This is a genomic window from Okeania sp. SIO2C9 (assembly GCF_010672455.1).
Classification (GTDB): Bacteria; Cyanobacteriota; Cyanobacteriia; order Cyanobacteriales; family Microcoleaceae; genus Okeania.
Map to the genome: position 1 here is coordinate 60,768 of NZ_JAAHGO010000018.1, position 25,448 is coordinate 86,215.

Annotated in this window: 23 protein-coding genes; 17 read left to right on the top strand and 6 right to left on the bottom strand. The window is 37.7% G+C overall.

Features of this window, described 5'->3' with window-relative positions:
- Nucleotides 1-60: 60 nt before the first annotated feature.
- From F6K23_RS16505 to F6K23_RS16520, 5 genes are all read right to left on the bottom strand, one after another.
- On the bottom strand, nt 61-870 hold the full coding sequence (locus tag F6K23_RS16505) for a hypothetical protein (RefSeq protein WP_293157518.1): 810 nt from the start codon (nt 868-870) through the stop codon (nt 61-63).
- A gap of 223 nt (nt 871-1,093) precedes the next feature.
- Entirely contained in the window at nt 1,094-1,288 is a 195-nt protein-coding gene (locus tag F6K23_RS41860) for a hypothetical protein (RefSeq protein ID WP_367267724.1), read from the bottom strand.
- 167 nt (nt 1,289-1,455) lie between these two features.
- Nucleotides 1,456-1,608: a hypothetical protein gene (locus tag F6K23_RS16510; protein ID WP_293157521.1), complete on the bottom strand. Its 153-nt coding sequence runs from the start codon at nt 1,606-1,608 to the stop codon at nt 1,456-1,458.
- A gap of 51 nt (nt 1,609-1,659) precedes the next feature.
- On the bottom strand, nt 1,660-1,830 hold the full coding sequence (locus F6K23_RS16515; protein ID WP_293157524.1) for a hypothetical protein: 171 nt from the start codon (nt 1,828-1,830) through the stop codon (nt 1,660-1,662).
- Nucleotides 1,831-2,077: 247 nt separating this feature from the next.
- The gene (locus F6K23_RS16520; protein ID WP_293157527.1) at nt 2,078-2,218 is read right to left on the bottom strand and encodes a hypothetical protein; all 141 of its coding nucleotides are present in this window, start codon (nt 2,216-2,218) and stop codon (nt 2,078-2,080) included.
- Nucleotides 2,219-2,911: 693 nt separating this feature from the next.
- Between F6K23_RS16520 and F6K23_RS16525 the strand changes: the two genes are divergently transcribed.
- From F6K23_RS16525 to argJ, 14 genes are all read left to right on the top strand, one after another.
- Nucleotides 2,912-4,447 (top strand): NAD(P)/FAD-dependent oxidoreductase, encoded by a 1,536-nt coding sequence (locus tag F6K23_RS16525; protein WP_293157530.1) that lies wholly within the window; start codon nt 2,912-2,914, stop codon nt 4,445-4,447.
- A gap of 2,816 nt (nt 4,448-7,263) precedes the next feature.
- Nucleotides 7,264-7,857 (top strand): IS607 family transposase, encoded by a 594-nt coding sequence (locus F6K23_RS16530; protein WP_293157712.1) that lies wholly within the window; start codon nt 7,264-7,266, stop codon nt 7,855-7,857.
- Nucleotides 7,858-7,873: 16 nt separating this feature from the next.
- Entirely contained in the window at nt 7,874-8,002 is a 129-nt protein-coding gene (locus F6K23_RS16535; RefSeq protein WP_293157533.1) for a hypothetical protein, read from the top strand.
- A gap of 253 nt (nt 8,003-8,255) precedes the next feature.
- Nucleotides 8,256-8,588, top strand: a complete 333-nt coding sequence (locus tag F6K23_RS16540; protein ID WP_293157536.1) for an NAD(P)/FAD-dependent oxidoreductase — start codon at nt 8,256-8,258, stop codon at nt 8,586-8,588.
- Between the two features lie 880 nt (nt 8,589-9,468).
- Complete coding sequence (locus F6K23_RS16545; protein ID WP_293157540.1) at nt 9,469-9,972, top strand: pentapeptide repeat-containing protein; 504 nt, start codon at nt 9,469-9,471, stop codon at nt 9,970-9,972.
- 402 nt (nt 9,973-10,374) lie between these two features.
- On the top strand, nt 10,375-11,640 hold the full coding sequence (locus tag F6K23_RS16550) for a transposase (RefSeq protein ID WP_293157543.1): 1,266 nt from the start codon (nt 10,375-10,377) through the stop codon (nt 11,638-11,640).
- Nucleotides 11,641-11,835: 195 nt separating this feature from the next.
- Nucleotides 11,836-13,431, top strand: a complete 1,596-nt coding sequence (locus F6K23_RS16555; protein ID WP_293157546.1) for a glycoside hydrolase family 57 protein — start codon at nt 11,836-11,838, stop codon at nt 13,429-13,431.
- 869 nt (nt 13,432-14,300) lie between these two features.
- Nucleotides 14,301-14,495, top strand: coding sequence for a hypothetical protein (locus tag F6K23_RS16560; RefSeq protein WP_293157715.1), 195 nt, complete (start codon nt 14,301-14,303; stop codon nt 14,493-14,495).
- Between the two features lie 71 nt (nt 14,496-14,566).
- Nucleotides 14,567-14,761, top strand: a complete 195-nt coding sequence (locus tag F6K23_RS16565) for a hypothetical protein (protein WP_293157549.1) — start codon at nt 14,567-14,569, stop codon at nt 14,759-14,761.
- A 38-nt stretch (nt 14,762-14,799) separates the two neighbouring features.
- Entirely contained in the window at nt 14,800-14,994 is a 195-nt protein-coding gene (locus tag F6K23_RS16570; RefSeq protein ID WP_293157552.1) for a hypothetical protein, read from the top strand.
- 617 nt (nt 14,995-15,611) lie between these two features.
- A complete protein-coding gene (locus F6K23_RS16575) occupies nt 15,612-16,649 on the top strand; it encodes a methyltransferase (RefSeq protein WP_293157555.1) in 1,038 nt (345 codons plus the stop codon).
- Between the two features lie 155 nt (nt 16,650-16,804).
- Nucleotides 16,805-18,388 (top strand): NAD(P)/FAD-dependent oxidoreductase, encoded by a 1,584-nt coding sequence (locus F6K23_RS16580; protein WP_293157558.1) that lies wholly within the window; start codon nt 16,805-16,807, stop codon nt 18,386-18,388.
- Between the two features lie 704 nt (nt 18,389-19,092).
- Nucleotides 19,093-19,656 carry a hypothetical protein gene (locus tag F6K23_RS16585; RefSeq protein ID WP_293157561.1) on the top strand — a complete coding sequence of 188 codons (564 nt, stop codon included), beginning with the start codon at nt 19,093-19,095 and terminating at the stop codon, nt 19,654-19,656.
- 198 nt (nt 19,657-19,854) lie between these two features.
- Complete coding sequence (gene argJ, locus F6K23_RS16590; protein WP_293157564.1) at nt 19,855-21,096, top strand: bifunctional ornithine acetyltransferase/N-acetylglutamate synthase; 1,242 nt, start codon at nt 19,855-19,857, stop codon at nt 21,094-21,096.
- A 766-nt stretch (nt 21,097-21,862) separates the two neighbouring features.
- Here the strand turns inward: argJ and F6K23_RS16595 are convergent.
- A complete protein-coding gene (locus F6K23_RS16595; RefSeq protein ID WP_293157567.1) occupies nt 21,863-22,342 on the bottom strand; it encodes a phospholipase D-like domain-containing protein in 480 nt (159 codons plus the stop codon).
- Nucleotides 22,343-22,765: 423 nt separating this feature from the next.
- Between F6K23_RS16595 and F6K23_RS16600 the strand changes: the two genes are divergently transcribed.
- Genes F6K23_RS16600 through F6K23_RS16610 form a run of 3 tightly spaced genes read left to right on the top strand, consistent with a single transcriptional unit; the run spans nt 22,766 to nt 24,850 of the window.
- Nucleotides 22,766-22,978, top strand: coding sequence for a hypothetical protein (locus F6K23_RS16600; protein ID WP_293157570.1), 213 nt, complete (start codon nt 22,766-22,768; stop codon nt 22,976-22,978).
- Nucleotides 22,979-23,008: 30 nt separating this feature from the next.
- Nucleotides 23,009-24,316: an ATP-binding protein gene (locus tag F6K23_RS16605; RefSeq protein ID WP_293157572.1), complete on the top strand. Its 1,308-nt coding sequence runs from the start codon at nt 23,009-23,011 to the stop codon at nt 24,314-24,316.
- Between the two features lie 60 nt (nt 24,317-24,376).
- Entirely contained in the window at nt 24,377-24,850 is a 474-nt protein-coding gene (locus F6K23_RS16610; RefSeq protein ID WP_293157575.1) for a hypothetical protein, read from the top strand.
- The last annotated feature ends 598 nt before the right edge of the window (nt 24,851-25,448 follow it).

Genomic DNA, 25,448 nt, shown 5'->3' on the forward strand with positions numbered 1-25,448 from the left:
GCTGCTTCAGGTGTTAATTGAGAACGGAAAATGCCCCTTTCTACTCATATCGAGTTCTTTTTAGCTTCTAGACTTTCTAGTTCCCCCTAGCATAAGACCGCTTAGTGCAATCAAACTAATTACTAAGCTTGGTTCTGGGGTTGCTGCTGGGGTTTCGGAGACTACGGTGCCGTAGAACTGCACCTCCGATAGTTGCATTGAGTTTGCAAGTGAACTGTTTTTTACCGTCGGGAAAACCAGCATATAAGACGTGTAGGCAACGTTATTTGCAAAATTTACGATCTGACTGAATCCAGTAGTATCAGTAACCGTATCCCGCTGAGATGGCAATGACAGCGATCCTGAAGATATCAGGCTAAAGTCACCTATAGAATAGGAGGAAACCCCACCAATACTATTGTTCGTCCCATAAAATTCGTAGGATGCAGGGTCACGTGCTTCGGCATCGTTGGCAACCCAAAACTCAATGCTGCTGACAATACTGCCCAACCCCCCAGTCGCGCCAGTCGGCGTGACAATAATGCCAGTATTAAATTCACCAAAGTTTAGATACTTTTCATTCTCACCACCGATCGCGCCATTGATCAGCTCTTCAGGCAGCTCATTTTCCGGCCAGTTATTTGATCCAAGCAAAAGTCCATCTGTTCCCACATTGAATTGACCATCACTCAATTGCCCTCCGATAATCTGATCGCTAGGACTCAGCAATTGAGCAGCATTAGCTGTACTGAGGCTAAAAAGAGAAACTGCACTTACTGCAGCAGTAGCTAGGATAGTGTTTGTTGCTACAGCAGTAGCTAAAGTTTTTACTGTCGTAGACAGTAAAAACTTTAGGGGATTTTTTTTGTGTCGTTGATTATTCTTGATCATAATTACTTACTTCTTTTAGATGTGAAAATATAGTAGCACAAACATTATTGAAATAGCAACTGTTTATTAAAAACTTCACTGATTGATTCCTCATAAAATAGGCAATAATTCAGTACAACTTTATAGTATATTCATACAATCATCAGTAAATATAACTAATTTTTTCCTAATTTAAACTACTTTTCCGTAGTTTTACTGAATATTTAAAAAATTGCCATCAGGACTAAAACTCACACTCAAAATATTTGCCTGATGAGTATTCAAACTTTAGTTTAACAATATTGTCATAACCAGCAGAGGCAATAGTTTTACCATCAGGGCTGAAACTGATACTCTGAATGAGAGTATTATCCCCTTCTATTATGTTGAGTAGTTCAAATCTTTTGTTTTGACAACTCCACAGAGCGATCGCTCTCACCTGAATCCTTACATTTCTATTCTTCCTTCCACAGCTATAGCAATCCTAAATAGGTTGCGACAAATCAAAAAGTAGATAAAAAAACTGAAACTCTTACCTGTTCCCAGTTAAGTGTTCCCTATTCCCTAAAAAGTAGTAAGATTTTTGACACGAATAAAATAGGATTGCTATAACTTTTTCAAAATAGCTAAAGTTCCCTTTACATTTAATCCTAAATTAGTAGCCATTTTTCTAGCAGCTAAATCGTCTAAAATTACAAAATCAGTTTGTAATTCCTTAGCCAGAGCAATAGTTTCTGATTCACCCCGACCAAAACTCATATTTAACCGATTAAATAAAGAAGTTAAATTAGTGCTTTTTATAATTAATTTTTATGCTACTAATATGGGAGTCAATGCCTGACTAATATCATCACTTTTAGCATGGATTTCAGTCACCACAGAAGGCGTTGTATAAAATTCATAATTGTCATTAATAAATAATTCTAAAGCCTGCAACCTGACTAAAAAGATAATAGGAGACGAATCAATCGCGATTTTCAAAACTTTTACTTATTAAAATATTAATTATTACTTACTAAACAGTGCAAAGTTCTGGGAATAACTATTGCTAGATAAAGCTTTCAGCGTTCTAAGGGTTAAAAAATCTTTATTCGGAGCTGTAAGTGTTGTAAGCTTTTGCCAGTAATACTTTCAGCCTTCAATAAAAATAGTTTTTTGGGAGAACTTGTACTCTCCAGTTACTTATTACTTATTAATTATTAATTATTAATTATTAATTATTAATTGTTTACCACCTTTGTTCCTGTTCTATATCCTCAGAGGAAAGATAGGAAAATTCAATGCCTAATAAATCCAAGATTTGCAATAATTCCTCAGCATCAATTCCCATAATTTCCGCACCTTTTCTCAAACTAATTAATCTAGTCATTAAAGCACCTAAGACAAATAAAAACTTTTCCTTTTGTTCGGTTTCAACAAAAATTGTTCATTAATGGATAATGGATAATTGATAATTACCTATGGTTAAAACCGCTACGGAATTGAATATAAGGAGATATTATTTCTTCTCTTGGTCGATTGGATATGGCGAGGAGACGTCGCCATCCCTCGACCGCTTTTTTTCCCCGATCAAGGGGAGGCTTCAAGGCGTGAATTATTTAATTATTAATAATTAATAATTAGGTAAAGCAGCAGCAATATTTTTAACATTAAGAGTAGTTTTCATTTTATACCAATTTCATAAAATATTGCAAAGCGTGAGGACACACTTAACTGGGAACACTTAACTGGGAACAGAGAAAGAAAAACATAAATATTAAAGAGGAAAAAAGGTGTAAATTTTAGAATTTATGGAATTTATAATTTTTTCTTTTAGGAATAAATCACAAATTAAGATATAACTGCCTTTGCGTGAATTTGGTATTAGTTATAAGTTAGAGGAAACTTGAGATATTACTTATAATGTAGTAAGCTGTGTGATTGTAGTCAATACCTGCTCCTGTACCCTGACGCTTAACTTCTTACACAGGCTTAATTCCCACTCACTCACAGCTATAGCGCTACGCGCAAGTCAGAACTCAGAAGTCAGAAATCAAATAAATTAAAAATTAACCAAAAAAAAATGTCTCAGACTGATGTAATTGTAATCGGTAGTGGAATAGGTGGTCTAAGTTGTGCAGCTTTACTAGCGCGCTATGGTTTTAATGTCATAGTTTGTGAAAGTCACTCTATTGCTGGAGGTGCTGCTCATAGTTTTGAATATCAAGGCTATAAATTTGATTCTGGACCATCTTTACATTCTGGTCTATCCTATCGTCCCTCTACCAACCCACTAGCACAAGTTTTGGATGCGATCGGCGAAAAAGTCCCCTGTGTAACCTACAACACTTGGGGTTGTTGTTTGCCAGAAGGTGACTTTAATACCTCCGTAGGTGCAGACCAATTTTGTGATGTTCTCCGAAAATTGAGGGGAGAAAGTGCTGTAGCAGAATGGCGTCAACTCCAAAAAGTTATGGCTCCATTTGCAGAAGCAGCGATCGCTATTCCACCAGCTTCTCTCCGTTTTGACTTAGGAGCGATAATGACCATGGGGCAGTTTCTACCTGCTATGGCAAAACATATTTTCAACGTTGGTAAGTTAACAGGACCGTTTTCCGGAATTATGGAAAATGTTGTCACAGACCCTTTTATTGATAACTGGCTTAACTTACTCTGTTTCCTACTTTCAGGTTTACCTGCAAATGGTACCAGTGCTGCCGAAGTTGCATTTATGTTTGCCGAATGGTATCGACCAGGAGTTGTACTCGACTATCCTATTGGTGGCAGTGGAGCAATAGTTGATGCTTTGGTGCGTGGGTTAAAACGTCACGGTGGTCAATTGATATTGAATGCTCATGTAGAAGAGGTGTTAGTAAAAGATGGTCGTGCTGTTGGTGTCGGTTTAAGAAATGGAACAGAAATTAGAGCAAAGAAAGCAGTAATATCTAATGCTTCTATTTGGGATACTTTGAAATTATTGCCAGAAGGTGCCGTGCCAAAATCTTTTCGGGAAGAACGACAACAGACACCAGAATGTAATAGTTTCATGCACTTACATTTAGGTATTGATGCTACAGACATCAAACCAGACTTGGCGTGTCACCACATTATTGTCAATCATTGGGATGAGATAGATGCACCTCAGAATGTTGTGTTGGTATCCATTCCATCTTTGATAGATGCTACTCTTGCACCACCTGGTAAGCACGTTATTCATGTTTATACTCCAGGAAATGAACCTTATAAATTTTGGCATGGTATGGATAGAAAGAGTCAGGAATATGCACAACAAAAACAACAACGAGCTGAAGTGATGTGGCAAGCATTGGAGCGAGTCATACCTGATGTGCGTTCTCGTTGTGAAGTAACATTGGTTGGTACTCCACTAACTCACGAACGTTTTCTCCGCCGTCACCGAGGAACTTACGGACCTGCAATTCGCTCCGGGGAGAGTTTGTTTCCAGGACCAAATACACCTTTACCAGGATTATTGTGTTGTGGTGACTCTACTTTTCCTGGTATAGGTTTGCCTGCAGTAGCAGTTAGCGGGATGATAGCAGCAAATACTCTTGCACCTGTTTCTCAGCATTGGAAAATGCTGGAAAGTTTGGGGTTTTAAGCAACATAGGTTTCAACAATTAATAATTAATAATTAATAATGGCTTTGTTGCATGAAAGTAGCGATAGAATATTCATTCCGCAGCTATATCACTCTGTTTCACGATTATTGATGTTCTATTGATCTATTGTCCAATATAGCAATGTGCGCTCCAGGGAAAACGCATCTAAATTCTGGAAGTTTCTACTGTTAAACTTTAGAGAGGTAATTAGTATAAATACTTATAAGCTTGACATCCTTGCCCTGTCAGAACTTCAAAATAAGATGCGTTTGCCCTAATGTGCGCTCAGGTATTTACAATGTCCAGCTCAAAGTGCAGTCTAGAACAGGTGTACAAAAAATAATGTGTAAATATGCCAGCGCACATTGCTATAGTTATAGTTCTACCGATAAAACCTCAAAGTCTTTACAGGTAAAAGTTTCAGCCTTTTTATATCAAACATTGATGTTCTATTGATCTATTGTCCAATAGTTATTGGTCTGCACACAAAGCGTTGGCGGAGCAAGTGCGGCAGCTATATCGCTGTGTTTGGCGATTATTGATGTTCTATTGATCTATTGTCCAATAGTTATTGGTCTGCACACAAAGCGTTGGCGGAGCAAGTGCGGCAGCTATATCGCTGTGTTTGGCGATTATTGATGTTCTATTTACTATTGTCCAATAGTTATTGCTGTGCCTATTAAACCTCAAAGCCTTTACAGGTAAAAATTTCAGCCTTTTTATGTCAAACATTGATGTTCTATTTACTATTGTCCAATAGTTATCGTTCTACTGATTAAACCTCAAAGCTCTTACAGGTAAAAGTTTCAGCCTTTTTATATCAAACATTGATGTTCTATTGATCTATTGTCCAATAGTTATTGGTCTGCACACAAAGCGTTGGCGGAGCAAGTGCGGCAGCTATATCGCTGTGTTTGGCGATTATTGATGTTCTATTTACTATTGTCCAATAGTTATTGCTGTGCCTATTAAACCTCAAAGCCTTGACAGGTAAAATTTCGGCCTTTTTATGTTAAACATTGATGTTCTATTTACTATTGTCCAATAGTTATCGTTCTACTGATAAAACCTCAAAGCTCTTACAGGTAAAAGTTTCAGCCTTTTTATATCAAACATTGATGTTCTATTTACTATTGTCCAATAGTTATTGGTCTGCACACAAAGCGTTGGCGGAGCAAGTGCGGCAGCTATATCGCTGTGTTTGGCGATTATTGATGTTCTATTGATCTATTGTCCAATAGTTATTGGTCTACACACAAAGCGTTGGCGGAGCAAGTGCGGCAGCTATATCGCTGTGTTTGGCGATTATTGATGTTCTATTTACTATTGTCCAATAGTTATTGCTGTGCCTATTAAACCTCAAAGCCTTGACAGGTAAAAGTTTCAGCCTTTTTATGTTAAACATTGATGTTCTATTTACTATTGTCCAATAGTTATTGCTGTGCCTATTAAACCTCAAAGCTCTTACAGGTAAAAGTTTCAGCCTTTTTATGTCAAACATTGATGTTCTATTGATCTATTGTCCAATAGTTATTGGTCTGCACACAAAGCGTTGGCGGAGCAAGTGCGGCAGCTATATCGCTGTGTTTGACGATTATTGATGTTCTATTTACTATTGTCCAATAGTTATTGCTGTGCCTATTAAACCTCAAAGCTCTTACAGGTAAAAGTTTCAGCCTTTTTATGTTAAACATTGATGTTCTATTTATCTATTGTCCAATAGTTACAGCAGTTCCGCGCGTTATGAAGTAGATATGCACAAGCAAGTGCGGCAGCTATATACTTTCATGCAACAAAGCCATTAATAATTAATAATTAACAATTACCTCTCCTTTAAAAGAAGAGGATTTCAACCACAATTTTTTGGTAAATTCAACAGGGAACACTCGATAGGAGCATAAAGACTGGGAGATGTTTTTCCCACTGTTTCCTATTCCCTGCTATAGCAATATGCGCTGGTATATTTACAAATTGCAGGAGATGTCTAATAGACCTCTCCGGAAAAGAGGGAGTAGGGAGTAGGGAATAGGAGGAAAGAATTGATAATTTCTATGGAATAATTGATTTTATTTTTAATTATCGGAGGCGTCTAATAGCTAAAACATAAAAAATGGCGGGAGGAAAGTTCCCGGAAGATTTATCCCCTGGTTGAATAACGACGCGCGGGTAATAAAGCGGCGTAAAAGTCTGGTATACTAGCGGAATAAGGAACAAGGTTTGTCGCCATGACAAGATCGCGCTTTGCGGTGAAATTCCGGCGGACAGGAGACGGGGAATTAATTTCTTACGACGGCTGTTTGCGTAGCATTCCGCAGGAAAAGCAAGCAGGCAGCTAGAGCAGCGAGAAGATTGCTCCAACATATTGAGTAAAACCACTCGTGAAAGCTAAAAAAAAGTAGACTCACAGCTAGATTTCGGTCTATGTCGAGGAGTTTAGAAGTCTGCCCTTCAGGCTTTAAGCAAATGTGGATTCATCCCATTTGCGGTGGATTAACCACGGAATCCAGGGTGTTTCAACCCCTGGAGATGTCAATCTTATATTATTCCAACGGAGATGCTCCGCAAACAGCAATTTATATCATGTCGGGATAATAGCGTGATGAAAAAATTTATCATGAGTGCTTCAGATGTAAATCTTTCTATTTCCCTTACTCCCCCGCTCCCCTACTCCCCCGCTCCCATCTTAATTATAAGCATTCAAACGGACATGATATTATTCCCCCTGTTGCCTGTTGCCTGTTGCCTGCGCACAGCGCTAGAGTTGACAACTTACGTCATAAAGCGTTATTATACGCCAGTTGTTACTGGTAATTATGTGGTAAAATTTGTCAAACCTAAAGAAGCTGCTGAAGTATTAGGAGTTGATGTTCGCACTTTGGTGAGATGGGAACAAGCTGGTCAAATAAATGCTATAAAAACCCCTGCTGGTCAAAGGCGTTATGATATTGACTCCTATATTCAAAATGCGTCTGTTTCTAGCAGAAAAACAGTTTTATACTGTCGAGTGTCAAGCAATGCTCAAAAGCCATACTTAAACCATCAAGTAGCTGAACTACAAAACCTTTATCCTGATGCTGAAATTATTAAAGAAGTAGGTAGTGGGTTAAATTTTCAACGTAAAAAATTACTGAAGTTACTCTCACAAATTTTGTCAGGTGAAGTGGAAAAAGTAGTAGTTTCTCATCAAGATAGGATAGCTCGTTTTGGGTTTGATTTATTTAACTGGGTGTGCGAACAAAATCATTGTGAATTAGTAGTTTTAAACAGCAAATATTTGTCTCCTGAAACTGAAATTGTAGAAGATATTTTAGCTATTTTGCAGTGTTTTTCTAGCAGGTTATACAGCTTAAGAAAATACGAAACTCAAATCCAAAATGACTCCGAAATATACAATAAATTTGAGGATTGAGTCATATCATGTTCGGTTGAGTAGTTATAAGAGAAGTCAGGAAGGGAGATGGGGGGATGGGGGGATGGGGAGATGGGGAGATGGGGAGATCGAGAAATATTTGGTAATGGTTGAAGATGGAACATTTTTTTATACCGAACCCTAGCATATTTGATATTACAAATAACAATATCAGTAGGAGTGAATGGTCATTGGCTAGCGCCAAACTACGTTAACGAGCCTACTTGACAGGAAATATCCCTTTGACAAAAAAGAGAGTTTTTGGTCTAAAAACTGGCATTAAAGCAATTCATTCTGTACCTCACCAATCCGACGGTTCTCCTACTTTAATTTTAATAAATACTCTAACTATTTGTAGCAAATATTTATAAAATTGCTATTATTATTTCCTAAAAATTATGTCTACAGAAACAAAAAACTCGAACCAAAATGCAGTAATTATCGGTGGAGGTCCGGCTGGTTTTGCCACTGCACTAATGTTAGCTAAACGTGGTTGGCATCAAATTACAGTATTAGAAAAACGACCTGCTGCAGATTTTTATGAACCTGATAAATCATTCCATTATTTAATAGATGGGCGCGGTCAAAAATTTACTGATTTATTGGGTTTAACTGAAAAATTAGCAAAAATTAGTGTTCCTAATACAGACTTTTACCTAACAGAAATTAAAGCTGATGGTAATCGCATTTATCCGGTTACTGTTGAGTCGGATATTGCCTTTTATTTTTAGTCCTCCTGCTTTTATGATGATTCAAAATCACCAACTTAGTTATGGTGAAATATGGGCGATGGCTCAAAGAACAACTACTTATATATATGCATTTGGACTAATGTTAATTTCAGGGAGTTTGGCTTGGTTTTTATATGATATTGGTTGGTTTTAGCTTTTTATGAAAACTCTTATTAAGTAAGCATTCAGCATTCAGCATTCAGCTTTATTACCTAATAAAAGCAATTTTATCAAAGCTTTAGAGTACAAATATGGAGTAGGGTTTAACGGCCGTTAACCCCTACAAATGGTGTATAATTTCGTCTGCGTGCTTCAACAATTAATAATGAATAATGAATAATTACCTCTCCTTGAAAAGAAGAGGATTGACAAATTCATGAAAATTTTTTTTCTCTTGGTCGATTGGATATGGCGAGGAGACCTCGCCATCCCATCCTAACGGACTGCTCCGCAAACGACCGCTTATTATCCCCTTAAAAGGGGAGGCGCATACCCACAATTTTTCGGTAAGTCCTGTAATTATAAATGTTGCTCCGGTTCAGATAGCGATCGCTCTTGATGCAATTCCTAAATACTAAATAAATAATACTGATATAGCAGTCGAAGAAAAGGGGGCAGATAGATCGAAAGCTGAAAACTCAGAAAAAGCAATAGACCCCTCCGGAAAAGAGGGAATAGGGAGAAATAATTGATAATTTCTACAGGATAATTGATTTAATTTTTTATTATTGGAGATGTCTAATATTTTTCCTTCTTCCTCCTTCCTTCTTCCTCCTTCCTCCTTCCTCCTTCCTCCTTCCTTCTTCCTTCTTCCTTCTCGGTTGCTATAATAAACTTAGCTATCTACAGTTTATTTTGTCTTCAAATATTAATGGCTAAAATGAAATTTAAAATATTAATAACAACCCTATTATTTTCACTAGCTTTTGCTACACCCGTAGTGGCATATACAAGGTGGCAACTACGAATTTTAAAACGTACAAAAGAATGTTTTTTCTGCAACCTTTCCAATATAAATCTTAGTGATTCTAATAAGTATCAGAAAATGAACGTGACTGGTTCCGTATTACAAAATGCTGACTTCTCTGGTACAAATCTCGAAGAAGCCAATTTTACCAATACAGACTTAACAGGGGCAAAATTCGAGAGCGCCAACTTACAAGAAGCCAACTTACAAGGGTCTATTCTCAAATCTACTAACTTTTGGGGAGCCAATCTTCAAGAGGCCAATTTACGCGGAGCAGACCTCACAGAAGCCATTTTTTGGAATGCCGATTTAAGAGGAGCAGATTTGCGGGACACTGATATTAGTAATGCTAGCTTCATCGATGCCAAACTCAATGGTGCAATCTTACCTGATGGAAGTATATATCAATATAGATAGGCTGAAGGTATCAGCTACTAATTGACTAGGAAATTGGGATTCAAGGGTTGCTCAACCAAGGGATGAATCTTTGCAGAAGAGGTAAATCCCGTCTTTGACTTCCTCTTTATCTAAAACTATAATTTATCCCGCAAATATGTAATACCATTTCTCCATGAAGTTGTGCTTAATAAAAGATAACAGCTATTAGTAAAATTCAGGTTTTGGTAAGAATTATTAAGCGCATTGTTACAGATAAATGGTATAACGCCGTGGAGAGGACATCAAATTAACTTTTGTACCCTTTGCGGAAAAGCTGCCGTTGAAAGTCCCCGTGTTTGAACCGAGGAAGCTGTTCAGGGTAGACCACTAAAGTCGTTCCAATTATATAGTACAATTAGCTGAAGTTTAAAGGAGCGAAAAATGTATGGTTTTCAGCAAGTTTTAGTAGGTAAAAATTCCGAATTAATTGCTATTTTAAAATTCTTGTGTGAGCAGTCCCACAAACTAACTAACATGGGCATATATTATGCTAGACAATTATATTTTAAGTCGAAAAAAACCATTGGTAAATTTTACTTGGAAAAGGTCTACAAAAACAATAATCACTATAAAGTTATACATTCTCAAGCAGCACAACAAATACTCAGAACTTTAGCCGAATCATTTAGGTATTATTATGGTCTAATTAAAGCCTATACTGAAGGTGAAATAACAAAAATACCAAGGATTCCTAACTACAGAAAAAAAGGAGGAATGGCTACATTTAGTTATCCTAAACAAGGGTTAAAACTCAAAGGTAATCAAATTAGAGTTCCACTAGGTAAGACTTGTAAGCGCTGGTTTGGTTTAGATTGCTTTTATATTTATAAGCCGAGTAATCTAGAATTTAATTCTCTTAAAGAACTGAGAATATTACCGATAAATAGATGTTTTTATTGGGAATTTGTCTATGAAAAAGAAGTAACTATTCCTCAATTAAATCAAGACAATGGATTAGGGATAGACCATGGTTTAAATAACTGGTTGACCTGTGTATCGAATGTTGGTAATAGTTTGATAGTAGATGGAAAACACCTCAAATCAATGAATAGTTGGTACAACAAACAAATATCAACTATCAAAGAAAACAAGCCGACCGAACTTTGGTCCAATAGACTAGCTGAGATTACTGAAAAACGCAGCCGTCAAATGCTTGATGGTATCAATAAAGTAATCAGAATAGTCATTAATCATTGTTTAGAAAATAATATTGGTACAATTGTATTTGGTTGGAATAAAAGACAAAAAAATGAAATAAAATTAGGCAAGAAAAATAACTCAGAATTTGTACAAATTCCGATTGCTAGACTCAAAGAAAGAATAGCTCAATTATCTCAAGAATATGGAATTATATTTATAGAAACCGAAGAAAGTTATACTTGTAGGGGCGAATGGCCATTCGCCCCTACATTTTTAGATGGTGACTATCCACCTATTTATGGTGAAAAACTCGGTGCTGGTGCTCGGACTCAGGTTCCGAGCAAGGAAGCACCGACCCTACGGGCCAATGATTGGAAACCGTCAGGAAGAAGAACAAAGCGTGGTTTGTATAGAACAGGTAATAATTGTTTTGTCAATGCAGACTGTAAGGTCGCTGCAAATATTATCCGAAAAGTAAGCACAAAGCTAGGTTTAGACTTAAGCTAACTGTGTAGGGATACTTTGACTTGTCCCCAGAGAGTTTATTTCAGCTAAGAAGAGACAAAGCAACAAGGATTTATCCTGTTGTGTAGTATCCGCTTAGAATTCTCTTGACTTTAGTCCGGGGAGTAGTCAAAATCTTAAAACATTGTAAATATTTTCAATTTTAATTCGCCCTTTTATTAATTACCCTTAAAAACTATGGCTATTGGCTACCTCGCCTTTGTTCTTCATGCCCATCTACCTTTTGTCAGACATCCAGAAAGTGATTATGTCCTGGAAGAAGAGTGGCTCTTTGAAGCAATAACCGAAACTTATGTCCCCCTGATACAAATGTTTGAGGGATTAAAACGAGATGGTGTGGACTTTAAAATTACTATGAGTCTCACACCACCTTTGGTGTCTATGCTACGAGACCCACTATTACAAGAACGCTATGAACACCATTTAAGCTTACTTGAAGAATTAGCAGAAAAAGAATATGACCACAATCTCCATAACGGTCATATCCGCTACCTTGCAGAACATTACGCCACTCACTTCAATAATGTTCGAGAACTCTGGGAACGTTACGACTGCGACTTAATTTCTGCATTTAAACAGTTTCAAGACAGCAATAACCTAGAAATTATGACCTGTGGGGCCACTCATGGTTACTTTCCACTAATGAAAATGTATCCGGAGGCAGTCTGGGCACAAATAGAGGTTGCTTGTCAAGATTATGAAGCAAATTTTGGCCGTCGTCCCAGAGGAATTTGGGTGCCAGAATGTGCCTATTATGAAGGTCTGGAGCGAATGTTGGCAGATGCTGGTATACGTTACTTTTTAACAGATAGCCACGGCGTACTCTATGCTCGACCACGGCCTAGATTTGGTAGTTATGCTCCTATCTTTACAGAAACAGGAGTAGCTGTTTTTTCCAGAGACCATGAATCTTCTCAACAGGTTTGGTCTTCCCAAGTAGGATATCCAGGAGACGCAGAATATCGAGAGTTTTATAAAGATTTAGGTTGGGAAGCAGAATATGAATATATTAAACCTTACATTATGCCTAATGGCCAGAGGAAGAATACTGGTATTAAGTATCACAAAATTACAGGTCGTGGCTTGGGATTAGGGGATAAACAACTTTACGACCCATACTGGGCCAGGGAAAAAGCTGCGGAACACGCTGGCAATTTTATGTTTAATCGGGAACGCCAAGTTGAGCATCTATACCATATTATGGAGCAACTCCCGATTATTGTTTCTCCCTACGATGCTGAGTTGTTTGGGCACTGGTGGTATGAAGGACCTTGGTTTTTGGATTTCCTCTTCCGTAAAACTTGGTATGACCAAAGTACCTATCGGATGACTCATTTAGCAGATTATTTGCAGAAACACCCAGAACATCAAGTTTGTCTTCCAGCACAGTCTAGTTGGGGATATAAGGGTTTCCATGAATATTGGCTCAATAATACTAACTCTTGGATTTATCCTCATCTACATACTACTGCAGAGCGAATGATTGAGTTGGCGGGACGAACACCAGCAGATGAGTTGGAGTTGCGGGCGTTAAATCAAGCGGCCAGAGAACTTTTACTGGCTCAATCTTCTGATTGGGCTTTTATTATGAGTACGGGGACTATGGTTTCTTATGCTGTGCGGAGAACAAGATCCCATTTGATGCGTTTTAATAAGCTCTATGAAGAGATTCTACAGGGAAAGATTGATTCAGGTTGGTTGGAAAAGCTGGAGGTGATCGACAATATTTTTCCTCAAATCAACTATCGAGTTTACAAACCACTTTTTCATTGACATCCTCTCCGTGCTAAAGCAACGGAGATTCCCACATCACTGCGAGACTTTCCTCTTTCGTCGAGTCAACTTACTTGCCTGAGTTTCCTCAAGCAATCAGAGGTCGTTCTCTCCAGAGGCGTGACTTTCCCTGTGCCCCAGGGTAGTTGCTAATTCTCTTAATGCAGATTGGACCACAGTAGGGACGTTCCCATGGGAACGTCCCTACAAGGTTTTGTTTGTGAAGATGTGGTTCATAAATTAGCAAAAGCGCTGTATTGGAGATTTCTAGCGATCGAAAAACTTTCCCTCTTCTAACCTTTCCTTCTACCTTCTGCCTTCTTGCGCCAAAACGCTACATATATTAATTTAATATAATGCAACTCTACATATAGCGTTTAGAAACAATAAATATAAATATTTGTAAACAATTAGTATTTTGTAGCAACAGTTACAGAATTTTTAGTTAATATGAATATGTAAGGGAAAAAAACTTCCCAAACGTGAGTTCAATAATCAGGGGAGAAAATGTGACAGCTCCCGTCGCTAAACTCTTGCGAGCTATAGCGCGGGCTTCTCGTTGACTCCCGGCAACCCGTTGGACATTTCACAAGCTTTGGTTTTACTTCCCTGTGCTGCCCCACCGGAGAAGGAGTAGAGATTAATTTCTCGCTCTACCTATTTTCCTTGAAAGTTTTACATACAAGCGGCGGCTGCAATTTCTGCACAATTCCTTGTAAAACCCCATACTTTCAGTTGTCTAGGTTCAGTTTGTAGGTGGATGAGCCCTCTTGTATTTAACTTTACCTACATTAATCATTTTACTGGCGATTCATCCCATCGTCAAATCGGAGATTATGGCGTGGGGCTTCTCGCCCGAACAGCTAAATATGTTTACTGAACCTCAAGCACGCTCTTTAATGGTACGTCATCACCACCTAGTAAAAAATCGTCAACAGTCAATGCTAAACAGAGTAGCTACAGAAGTGGGCTTAGAAAATAGTAACTATTGGAGCCATATTCAAGGAAAAGTACAGCCTAGCTTTAGGAAAAATTATGAGCGTGGTAATGCTTCAATGAGCTAATTTATTTTCTTTCTTGCCACCTTCATTAATCTTTAACAAACAATAGTTAATCAAACAGGAGAACTAAAAATATGTCTGTAGAAAATCAAGCTCGCTCTTTAATGATCCGTCATCACAACCTAGTGAAAAATCGTCAACAGTCAATGCTGAACCGCACTGCAACAGAAGTTGGCGTAGAAGCAGATGATTACTGGGGAAATATTCAAGGAAAACCACATCCTAGTTTTGTTACTACTTATGACCGTAGTCATGCTTCCATGAGTTAGAGTAAAAATCAAAACTCAGCAACAGGAGAATTAAAAATATGTATGTAGAAAATCAAGCACGCTCTTTAATGATCCGTCATCATAACCTGATTAAAAATCGTCAACAGTCAATGCTGAACCGCACCGCCACAGAAGTCGGTGTAGAAGCAGATGATTACTGGGGAAATATTCAAGGAAAACCACATCCTAGTTTTGTCACTACTTATGACCGTAGTCATGCTTCCATGAGTTAGAAATATTTTCTGAATAACTGAATAATGTTTTTGACTCAATAGTCGCGACTTTTTACCTCCTGTAAAAAGTTGCGACTAATTTTTTTTAAGGTTATAGTTAGCTACAATTTAATACCGTTTCACGGAATTCAAAAGTCAAAAGTCATGCATCGAGTGCGTAATTCTGAGGGGATATCAGAATGTAAGACGCACTCAAGACAGTCATGCATTATGATTTTATAGCTCAAAATTTTGATGCTTCAGTAATTTCAGCAAATTATTCGACATCTAAAGTTTGAAATTATTTGTAACATTCTTTTTTCAAATTAGTATAACTCATATCTTTTGTTATATACTGATGACAAAAAAATAGGGTCAATAGTCTCCCCTTGACTGCATCGCGAGTGTCGCTCTACAAGGGGATGAAAAGCGGTCGTTCGTGACAGCGGAACGGAGTTCTATCTTCGGAGCTTCCCGTAGGGTGGGATGGCGAGGAAACTTTGCCATATCCAATAGACCAAGAGAAACTAAACTTCAGTATTTCGGTGCCTTATGCTTTCCTAGGTCATGCTGCGCAAACAGCAGTCGGTACTGATAACTGATAACTGATAACTGATAACTGATAACTGATAACTGAAATGACTCCATCAAATTATCCAACCAACTTGAACCAAGTTCCATCTCCAACAACTCTACTAGGCATGATTAGAAGCTACCAAATTTCACAATGTATTTATATAGTAGCTAAACTTAAAATTGCCGATCTGCTTAAAGATGGAGAACAACATAGTGATACTTTGGCAATTGCAACGAATACCAACAAAAATGCTATTTATAGATTGTTACGCACTCTAGCAAGTTTTGGCATTTTTGCTGAAACTAAACCCCACTATTTTTGCCTGACTCCACTAGCAACATATTTGCAAAGCAATATTCCTAATTCTTTAAATGCTTATGCAATTATGTCTGGAGAAGAGCACTATCAAACCTGGGGAAATTTGATGTTTAGTATACAAACAGGTGAGAATGCTTTTGAGAACTTGTATGGTATGAATATTTACGAATTTTTGCAGCAAAACCCTGTACCAGCAAAAACTTTTGACCAAGCTATGACAGAATTTTCAGGAATTGTAAATCCTAGTATCTTATCTAGTTACAATTTTTCATCTATTGGTAAATTGGTTGATGTGGGTGGTGGTAATGGTAGATTGCTATCTTCTATTTTGCAAGCTTATCCGAATATGACTGGAGTGTTGTTCGATCGACCTAATGTAATTGATAGAGCATCTGATTTCCCAGCAAGTATGGGGGTTAAAAATCGCCTGCAACTAGCAAAAGGGGATTTTTTTAAAGCTATTCCAACTGGAGGGGATGCTTATATGATGAAACATATTATTCATAACTGGGGTGATGAAGAGGCGATCGCTATTCTCCAGAATTGTTATCAAACGATGGGAGAACAAGCAATTCTATTAATAATCGAGATAGTCATGCCTCCAGGAAACGACCCTTATATGGGTAAATTTATAGATATGAATATGTTAATAATGACTCCCGGTGGAAGGGTGCGAAGTGAGACTGAATATAGAAAATTATTAAAAACGACGGGATTCAAACTTACTAAAATAGTTCCAACAGAATCAGAGCTTAGTATCATTGAAGCAGTGAAAGATTGAGAAATATAGACAGGACTTACGTCAAAGATTAAATTATACACTATTTTTAGAGGTGAACGGCCATTCACCCCTAATATATGTTGTGGTTATGCGTCAGTCCTGATAGTTAACTAAAATAACCGATGGATTTTAATTATAATAGGAGGTTAAATCTGGTGTTAGATTGCATTGTCATTGGAGCAGGTGTAGCAGGTATAGTTACTACCAAAGAATTACTTGAAAGAGGATTGCAGCAAGTAGTATGTTTGGAGCAAACTGAAAAGATAGGAGGCGTTTATTCTAAAGCTTACGATAGTTTAGTTCTGACTACCTCTTGCTCGTTTAGTATGTTTTCTGATTTCTGGATAGGTGATGGCAATCAGCACAAATTCTGGACAAAGGATGAAGCAATTGACTATTGGACAAGGTATGCCAAACATTTTGGCGTTTTTGAGAAAATCCGTTTCAACTCCCAAGTCATGGCAGTCACTCCCCAAGACGATGGAGTATGGCAAGTTAGACTAGAATCTGGAGAAACTCTGCTGTCAAAACGAGTAGCATTAGCCATAGGCAACAACAGTATCCCCAATTATCCACAGTGGAAAGATTTATTAACTAATATCGAGTTTTCCCATTCCCAGGAATATTGCAGTGGCGATCGCTTTGTCGGCAAAAATGTATTAGTAGTTGGTGGCGGAGAGTCCGCTTCAGACATAACCTTAGAAATATCCCGTGTTGCCAATAACTGCTGGGTCAGCATTCGCAATTCAGCAGGGTGGATAATACCCAGGAAAAGAGGTGGTTTTGCTCTCGACAATGCTAGTCATCGGGGCGTGTACGGACTACCCAGGGAATACGGGCGTACCTTGAGCAAACTCCTATCGCAAAAATGGTTGAGTTTCAACGATCCAATGTACAAAGCTGCAGTTAAGCTCAATCAAAAGGTTAAGTGCAAAAACGGAATTTGGGGGGTCTATGGAACTAAAAATTTCTCTTTACCAAAGGCAATTGTAGAGCATGGGTGTAAAGTCGTCGGCGAAATATTGAAAGTAGAAGATGGAGGCAGAATCCTAGTAGCTGCCGATGGGGAAATTTTGGAAAATGTGGATGCAGTAGTTTTTTGTACCGGTTACAAAAATTATGTATCTTTCCTTCCCGACGAACTAAAGAAAACTGACCCTCGGACTATCTACAAACATATATTTCATCCCCAGTATCGAGACAAAATTGCTTGGATAGGATGGGCGCGTCCTGCCCTGGGAAGTCAGTTTCCTCTTTCAGAAATGCAAGCCCGATTTTTCGCCTCGATCTGCACTGGGGAAAGGGAACTCCCAAGTTCTGAGGAAATGGAAAAGGTAGCATCTATAGATCGAGAGAAATATTTAAAACAGTTTGAATATAATGCTGCTCGCATACGAAGCTTAGTTGATTATCATATTTACATCGACGAACTAGCAGGTCTAATTGGATGCAAACCCCCGTTGTGGAAATACTTCTTCTTACATCCTAATCTATGGCTGCGTATAGTATATGGTCCTACCCAGGCTACTCAGTTTCGTTTGCGAGGACTAGGTCAGAAGGAAGCCTTAGCTCAAGAATTAATTGCAAAGTTACCAGTGAGTCCTTTCAATGGTGTCATCGTTGTTAAAGCTGGTTTAAGGGGTCGTGCGGTCTATGGGTTTAAGGCTGTAGTTGAGAGTTTTATGAAGCCTATATATTTTGCTGGAAATTGGGCAAGAAAATTGGGATGGTTAAATTAAAAATAGCAGTCAGCAGTCAGCGGTCAGCGGTCAGCTCTCAAGGCGTATGATGGGAATTTGACCCCCCCATCAACGCACACCACTAATATCATGTCCGGTAGCATCGGTCTTATATAGTAAATAGGCAACAGCTCATCTGGCAACAGGCAACAGGCAAGAAAAAAACTTAAATTTCCTGTAGATATCCACGCTAACTTTTACACAAACGATTGCCTTCGGACATGATATAATTAGTGGGGGACACCGAACCCGCCGATTTTAGCTGATAGCTGATAGCTTGTTAACTTAGTAAAAACTTTTGAAAACAAAAGTGATGTAACAGAATCCGAAGGCGATCGCGTCCTCCATGTTGCACATTGACACGGCAGTCTGGTTGCTGTGTTAAGTTAAGATAAGTAGGGCTTGCTGATTAATTATAAAAGTATTGATATATAAAGCTTAGATCGCTTTGAGGGTCTAATTGCAGTGCGCCTGTTTCAGTTGAAAACGCTCAAAAAGCTAGTATTTTGGGCTGACTATGGCAGCAAAATCATTCTTACAACTCTTACTCCTACCTCCTCGCTTATTCCCATTTCTCCTGACTCGGTCCTCCTGACTCGGTCCTCCTCCCCCTGCGAAAAGACTTTTTCAGCAAACCCTAAGTAAGGAGATTATTTTGCCTGAAATCCTTTTCCCAGTAGCTTTTAAGTTACAATTCTCAAACCTTGACAAATGTCTTCATAGCTGCTATCATAGCGGCGTTTGTTGTTTTTCAAGGATTTAAGAAGTTGAGTAACGAAGATACTTTACTAAAAATGGCTTCCCGTTGGGCGATCAAAGAACAATGGGGATGGTCTTCTGATACCTACCTCAGTGATGAAGAAGGATTGGATTTATTAAAGGCGCTTTTGGTCTGTACTAAAGGCGATGCTGTCATTAGCGAAGCAGAGCGTGAGTGGGCGCTTGGTTTTGCGGCTTGTAGGGAAATGCCTATGTCTATAATTGAGGCAGGGAGAGCGTACGATGCTAATGAAGATATTGCAGATATTCTGTCCCGTAGTCCAATAGTGCAGAAAGGGAAAAAAGGTGTGATCTATTGGGCAATAAAAGCATGTTCTGCAGATGCAGAATATAACGATCTAGAAAAAGCAGCAATTCGGAAAATGGCAGGTTTAATGGGAGTTTCCGAGCAGGTGGTAGAGGAAATGGAGGCAGTAATTAGTGAAGAACAGAAACTGATGGATAAACGGAACGCTTTAGTTTATGATAGCAAGGTATTGTGGGAGTAGCCACAAAGATTAGGATTGATGGAATATCTCAAACAAGGAAATATCAATAATAATTTGAGATATCCATCAAAGGAAGTTGCCACTGATTTTTTTATCCTCAAATGAAAATCTAGATTTATGATGAAGTTTAATCCGTAATACCCCCCAAATAATTTATAATTGCCAGTCAGCACAATTATCAAATAAAGGAAAGAAACTATGTCAGACTGGCAAGTAATAACTGGCGGGGTAACAGCTCCTAAAGGATATCGAGCAACAGGAGTTACTGCGGGGTTTAAACCCTCCGGGGCACCAGACTTAGCCTTGATTTTGTCAGATGTAGACTCGATCGCAGCTGGAGTCTTCACGACAAGTCAAGTACGAGCTGCTTGTGTGGACTACTGTCGGCAACAGCTAGAAGCTAAACCAAGTGCTAGAGCCATTTTGTGTAATTCTGGACAAGCAAATGCTGGTACTGGAAGTTTAGGTTTGCAGGATGCTGTGGAAAGTGCGGAAGCATTGGGTAAAGCACTCAATATTTCTCCAGAGTCAATATTACTAGCTTCTACAGGAGTTATTGGCAAACGAATTAAAATGGATGCTCTCAAAGCAGCAATTCCTGAATTAGTCTCTACAGTTTCTACAGAGGGGGGAGAAGCAGCAGCAAAAGCTATTGTCACTACAGACTTAGTCACAAAGTCAATTGCTCTGGAAACTCAAATGGGCGATCGCCCGGTGCGTATTGGTGGCATTGCTAAAGGTTCTGGGATGATTCATCCGAATATGGCAACAATGCTGTCATTTGTAACTTGTGATGCAGCGGTTTCTCCTCCATTATGGCAAGAGATGTTAACAAGAGCAGTTAATCGTAGTTTTAATCAAATTACTGTTGATGGGGATACGAGTACTAATGATACAGTAATTGCTTTGGCAAATGGTCAGTCTCGCACCTCTGCTATTACTAATGTGGGGGCGGAGGCGGAAAAGTTGGAGGCGATGTTGACAGAGGTTTGTGTCTATTTGGCAAAGGCGGTAGCTCGTGATGGTGAAGGGGCAACTTGTCTGATGGAAGTTCAGGTTACAGGAACATCTGATGAAGCATCTGCCAATCAAATTGCTAAGACTATTGCAGGATCTTCTCTGGTAAAATCAGCTATTTTTGGTCGCGACCCCAACTGGGGAAGAATTGCCGGAGCTGCTGGTCGCGCTGGAGTGAAGTTTGAGCAGGAGCAGTTAGAGATAAAGTTAGGAGACTTTTTGATGATGGAAAACGGTCAACCTTTAGATTTTGACCGAGCTGCTGCTAGCGAATATTTGAAGCAGAGAGCAGCGGGAGAATATTTGAAGGATGATACTGTGTTAATTTCTGTCAAAGTTGGCGATGGTGTTGGTAGTGGGAAAGCTTGGGGGTGCGACCTGAGTTATGATTATGTGAAAATTAATGCTGAGTACACTACCTAATAATTAGGGTTTGCGTATGGAAAGTCTTTTTGCCGGGGTAGGAGACAGGAGACAGGAGAAACGGGAATGAGCGAGGAGGTAGGAGTAAGAATTGTAAGAATGATTTTTCTGCCCAACTATGCGCCTAAAATATTGACTTTTTGAGCGTTTTATATCATGTCCGGATAAGAGCGTGATCAAAAACTTTCTCCTTCAACTCCAGTTCTTCTTCTTCCAACTTCAGTCTTCCCTCCTGACTCCTGAATTCCCCTCCTGGGAGGGGTTAGGGGTGGGTTGACTCCTGACTCCTTCGTCGTTTATTTATAACTGTTCAACCGGACATGATATTAGACGTGATACCAGGCACTTTTTAAAGGCCCCAAAAAGGTACTTGTCTTTATATGTCAATGCTTTTAGATTTAATCAGCAAGCCCTAATTAATATTATTGCTGAAAAAATATTAGGGGGATGCAATGGCTTTTTCAGTTATTTTTGAGAAGCGATCGCATCCTAATTTTATCTATTCCTAATATCATGTCCGGATAAGAGCGTGATCAAAAAACTTTCTCCTTCAACTCCAGTTCTTGTTCTTCCTTCTTCCTTCTTCCAACTTCAGTCTTCCCTCCTGACTCCTGAATCCTGACTCCTGACTCCTCGGTCGTTATTTATTTATAACTGTTCAACCGGACATGATATAACAAGTTTTTTTTGCTGCTAAGTTTGGTGCTTGGGTAAAAGAGTTAATCAAGTTTTGAATGTTATTAATATTATTAGTCCAAATTCCAATTTATTCATGGCAGTTATCAGTATTTCCTGGTTTTGAACAGAGAATATTTGCACTTGTAATTACGGCAATTTTATAATCAAAAACCCAAATTTTGGCATGAGTGCCTATTAGTTTAAGTTGAAAATATTTGGGGTATAATTGTTTAAGTTTTTGTAATTCTCTCATAGCATCGTATTTCCAAATATTGGCAGGATTTAATTGCCAACAACCATTACCAGGAATAATAATATTACCAATATCTTGTTGCCATCCCCAATTAATCTGTATTTTTACTTTGCGGTTAAGGGTATTTTTAAATTCTTGAATCAAATTATTATCGAGGCTATAACGAGTTAACCAAGGGCAAACAATAATAATTTTTTCTTGTGCTTGGCGGAGGGTTTTTAAGAGTAGGTAACGATGTTGATGTTTGCCTTGAATGAGTTCTTGGCAGTTAAAGGGGTCGATATTTTTCCAGTGGGAGTTAGTAGTTATAAACATTTGGATATTTCCTATTTATTTAAGGTATGAAACTATTCTGCTGACAATTTCATTATTTGTCGGTAAGATAAATTAAGAAGTTTAGTAACCTGACTAGGTACGCAAAAGTAAGGTTTAACTAGGGCTTGCGGAAAAAGTCTTTTAGTAGGAGAAGGAGACAGAAGACAGGAGACAACCCACCCCTCGCCCCTCCCCCTCCCAGGAGGGGAAAACAGGAGAAATGGGAATTAAGAGGAGGTAGAAGTAACAATTGTAAGAATGATTTTTCTGCCCAACTATGCGCCTAAAATACTAACTTTTTGAGCATGAAGAGCTGAAAAACAGGCATTTTTTTTACCTAAAACAGCGAAAATATTTATCTATCAATGCTTTTAGATTTAATCAGCAAGCCCTAACTAAAAAGAAAGTTTTCTAAGTAAAAGAATGATGAATGAGCAAGAAGCATTAGAAATTGTTAATGAGGCAATTATTGAAAAGGAACTAAGAAAACTCAAAGATATTGAAGAGCTTATTTTTATTGGTGCTTTTCAAAAGCATACTTATAGAAAAATTGCTGAAAATAATGGCTATGATGAGCAGCATATTAAGAATGAAGGTGCTACTTTTTGGCGGTTACTATCAGAAGTATTGGGATAAAAGGTTAGTAAGACTAATTTTTGGGGAGCATTGGAAAGACGAAAATTTTGCTCTGGGAAGTCATCTATCTCGCTTTCTTCAAACAACTCTTTACCGCAAGAATTAACTACAGAAATAAATGTGCCGAAAAAACCAGATTTTGTAGGGCGAGAAGAAGCGATCGCTCACCTTAATACTCTTATTACTAACCGAAATGCAAAAATCATTGGTATTTATGGCAAGGGAGGTATTGGAAAAACAACTCTTGCTCGTGAATATTTGCAAATTCAAAGACTCAAAATTTTAGAGCTTAATGTTGGGATGGATACTGAATATATTGTTTCTGTCAAAAGTTGGGTAAAACGTCAAATAAACGAACAATTTAAACAGCAAGCTAAAAAAAAATTTATTGATATGCTGGAGCAACTAAAATATTTACTCCAGAATGAAAAAGGAAAGGTAGGGATATTAATTGATAATTTAGAAACTGCTCTTGATGAAAAGGGAAAATTCCAACAGAGACATCGTGATTATATTGAATTAATCACAAGAGTTTTAAATCACCCCACTGTTAATGCCATAACATTAATTACTTGTCGCGAAGAAATTAATGAGGCAAAATTAAGTTTTATAGAATCATATCCACTGCCAGAATTAAGCGAGTTAGCATGGCAAGAATTTTTCAGCATATTTGAAATTAATATAAATACTCTTGTTTTGAGTGAAATTCATAAAGCATATGGTGGAAATGCTTTAGCAATGAAAGTTATTACCCATCCAATAGAAACATATTATGGTGGTAGCTTAGAGGATTATTGGCTGGATAATAAACAATTTTTATTAAAGGGACAAATTAAGGATTTAATTGCTAGTCAGTTCGACCGTTTATTTGAACATAACCGTCATGCTTATAATCTTCTATATCGTTTAGGAATTTATTCTTATCGAGAGATTCCTAGAGTGCAAAAAATTGGGCTTTATTGTTTACTTTGGGATGTAAAAAAGTCAGAAACTATGCAGGTAATTGAATCTTTACAAAGACGATATTTAATAGAGTTTGAAGCAGGAAAATATTGGCTACATCCAGTTATTAGAGCAGAATCTCTGACAAGATTAGATTCTCTGGATAATACTCTTCTGTTGATGAAAGAAGAAATTGATAAATTATTGGTAAGCGATGAGAAAATTCAGTATTTTTTAGAATGGCTAAGAGAAGTTACTCTTGTATATTCAGATTTTACTCCATTAGATTTTAGAGCTTTTTATCTTTGTCTTGAATATGTGTACAGTTTCGGAATTTTTGAGCAATACGAATTTTTGGAACTAGCTAGTTTTTTTGGTATCCCTTCTATAGAATAAATTGGAGAAGTATTTTGGGATTTTATTACTTCTACTGATGTTAGTAAGATTGACGAAAAAATGAAAGTAGCTTATGAAATACATGAATATCTACTATACGACTTTTTAATGGATAAAAGGTTATACGATCTTCTTGAATTTGGTGGATATTCACACTTTTACCCTAAAAATGCTTTAGCTAGTGAAATTGATGATTTGACTGGAGATGGACAGTATATTGATGTAGAACTAAAACAAGCATTACAGAAATTAAAATCCGAATTGCCAGACCCAAATCAAAAAGAAGAACTGTTTGATGCTTGGTGGAAAACTAATAGTAAAAATTGGACAGAAAAGCTCAGAAAAGTAATGATTGAATATCGTGATATTGGTCACGACTGGCAATTTAGTTGGCACGATCGCTTGCTGTTGAAGGAATATTATCATGCAAATGTTTTGCTTTTATATTGTCTATATTATTGTGATTATAATTTAACTGATTCTGTGCTAGATAAAATTAAAGATAAATTACTTTTACCAAAAAGTGAAGTATAAAGCCTCCCCTTTTAAGGGGATGAAAAAATATTCAGTTCAGTATTTCAAGCCTCCGGCTTTAGTGGTCGGTACTGATAACTGATAACTGATAACTGATAACTGAAATGACCCATAGTTTAAATCGAAAAAATGAAAAAGCAAAAATGACAGATAAAACCTAAGCAGCGGACATAACTATTACAACGGAAAAATCTTGTTTCAAATCACTGAAACTTCCTAATATAAACAGAATTAAAATAATATGATACAGCCTCCAAACAAGTACAAAAAACTTTCAGGAAATTACTAAAAAACAGTTATTTATATTTAATTAATCATATCAAATATATTGAAATTTAATCAAATCATGAGTATAGTAAAACAAAAAATTAAATGATATTTTAGGAGCTTTAAAACTGCAAGAAAAATATTTTAATTTAGAATAGCGGTTTTCATTAATAGACTACAACTATCAATTATATGACTCCTCAATTTTTACCGAAAAATTGTGGGTATGCGCCTCCCCTTTTAAGGGGATAATAAGCGGTCGTTTGCGCAGCATTCCGTAGGATGGGATGGCGAGGTCTCGGAGCTGTCCGACTATCGACTCCTGTGAATA

Coding starts and splice junctions, on each gene's coding strand:
- F6K23_RS16600 (WP_293157570.1), top strand. CDS start 22,766: ATGATGAATGAGCAAGAAGCATTAGAAATTGTTAATGAGGCAATTATT.
- F6K23_RS16505 (WP_293157518.1), bottom strand. CDS start 870: ATGATCAAGAATAATCAACGACACAAAAAAAATCCCCTAAAGTTTTTA.
- F6K23_RS16520 (WP_293157527.1), bottom strand. CDS start 2,218: ATGACTAGATTAATTAGTTTGAGAAAAGGTGCGGAAATTATGGGAATT.
- F6K23_RS16575 (WP_293157555.1), top strand. CDS start 15,612: ATGACTCCATCAAATTATCCAACCAACTTGAACCAAGTTCCATCTCCA.
- F6K23_RS16610 (WP_293157575.1), top strand. CDS start 24,377: ATGAAAGTAGCTTATGAAATACATGAATATCTACTATACGACTTTTTA.
- F6K23_RS16550 (WP_293157543.1), top strand. CDS start 10,375: ATGTATGGTTTTCAGCAAGTTTTAGTAGGTAAAAATTCCGAATTAATT.
- F6K23_RS16525 (WP_293157530.1), top strand. CDS start 2,912: ATGTCTCAGACTGATGTAATTGTAATCGGTAGTGGAATAGGTGGTCTA.
- F6K23_RS16555 (WP_293157546.1), top strand. CDS start 11,836: ATGGCTATTGGCTACCTCGCCTTTGTTCTTCATGCCCATCTACCTTTT.
- F6K23_RS16540 (WP_293157536.1), top strand. CDS start 8,256: ATGTCTACAGAAACAAAAAACTCGAACCAAAATGCAGTAATTATCGGT.
- F6K23_RS16545 (WP_293157540.1), top strand. CDS start 9,469: ATGAAATTTAAAATATTAATAACAACCCTATTATTTTCACTAGCTTTT.
- F6K23_RS16510 (WP_293157521.1), bottom strand. CDS start 1,608: ATGAGTTTTGGTCGGGGTGAATCAGAAACTATTGCTCTGGCTAAGGAA.
- F6K23_RS16565 (WP_293157549.1), top strand. CDS start 14,567: ATGTCTGTAGAAAATCAAGCTCGCTCTTTAATGATCCGTCATCACAAC.
- F6K23_RS16560 (WP_293157715.1), top strand. CDS start 14,301: ATGTTTACTGAACCTCAAGCACGCTCTTTAATGGTACGTCATCACCAC.
- argJ (WP_293157564.1), top strand. CDS start 19,855: ATGTCAGACTGGCAAGTAATAACTGGCGGGGTAACAGCTCCTAAAGGA.
- F6K23_RS16570 (WP_293157552.1), top strand. CDS start 14,800: ATGTATGTAGAAAATCAAGCACGCTCTTTAATGATCCGTCATCATAAC.
- F6K23_RS16595 (WP_293157567.1), bottom strand. CDS start 22,342: ATGTTTATAACTACTAACTCCCACTGGAAAAATATCGACCCCTTTAAC.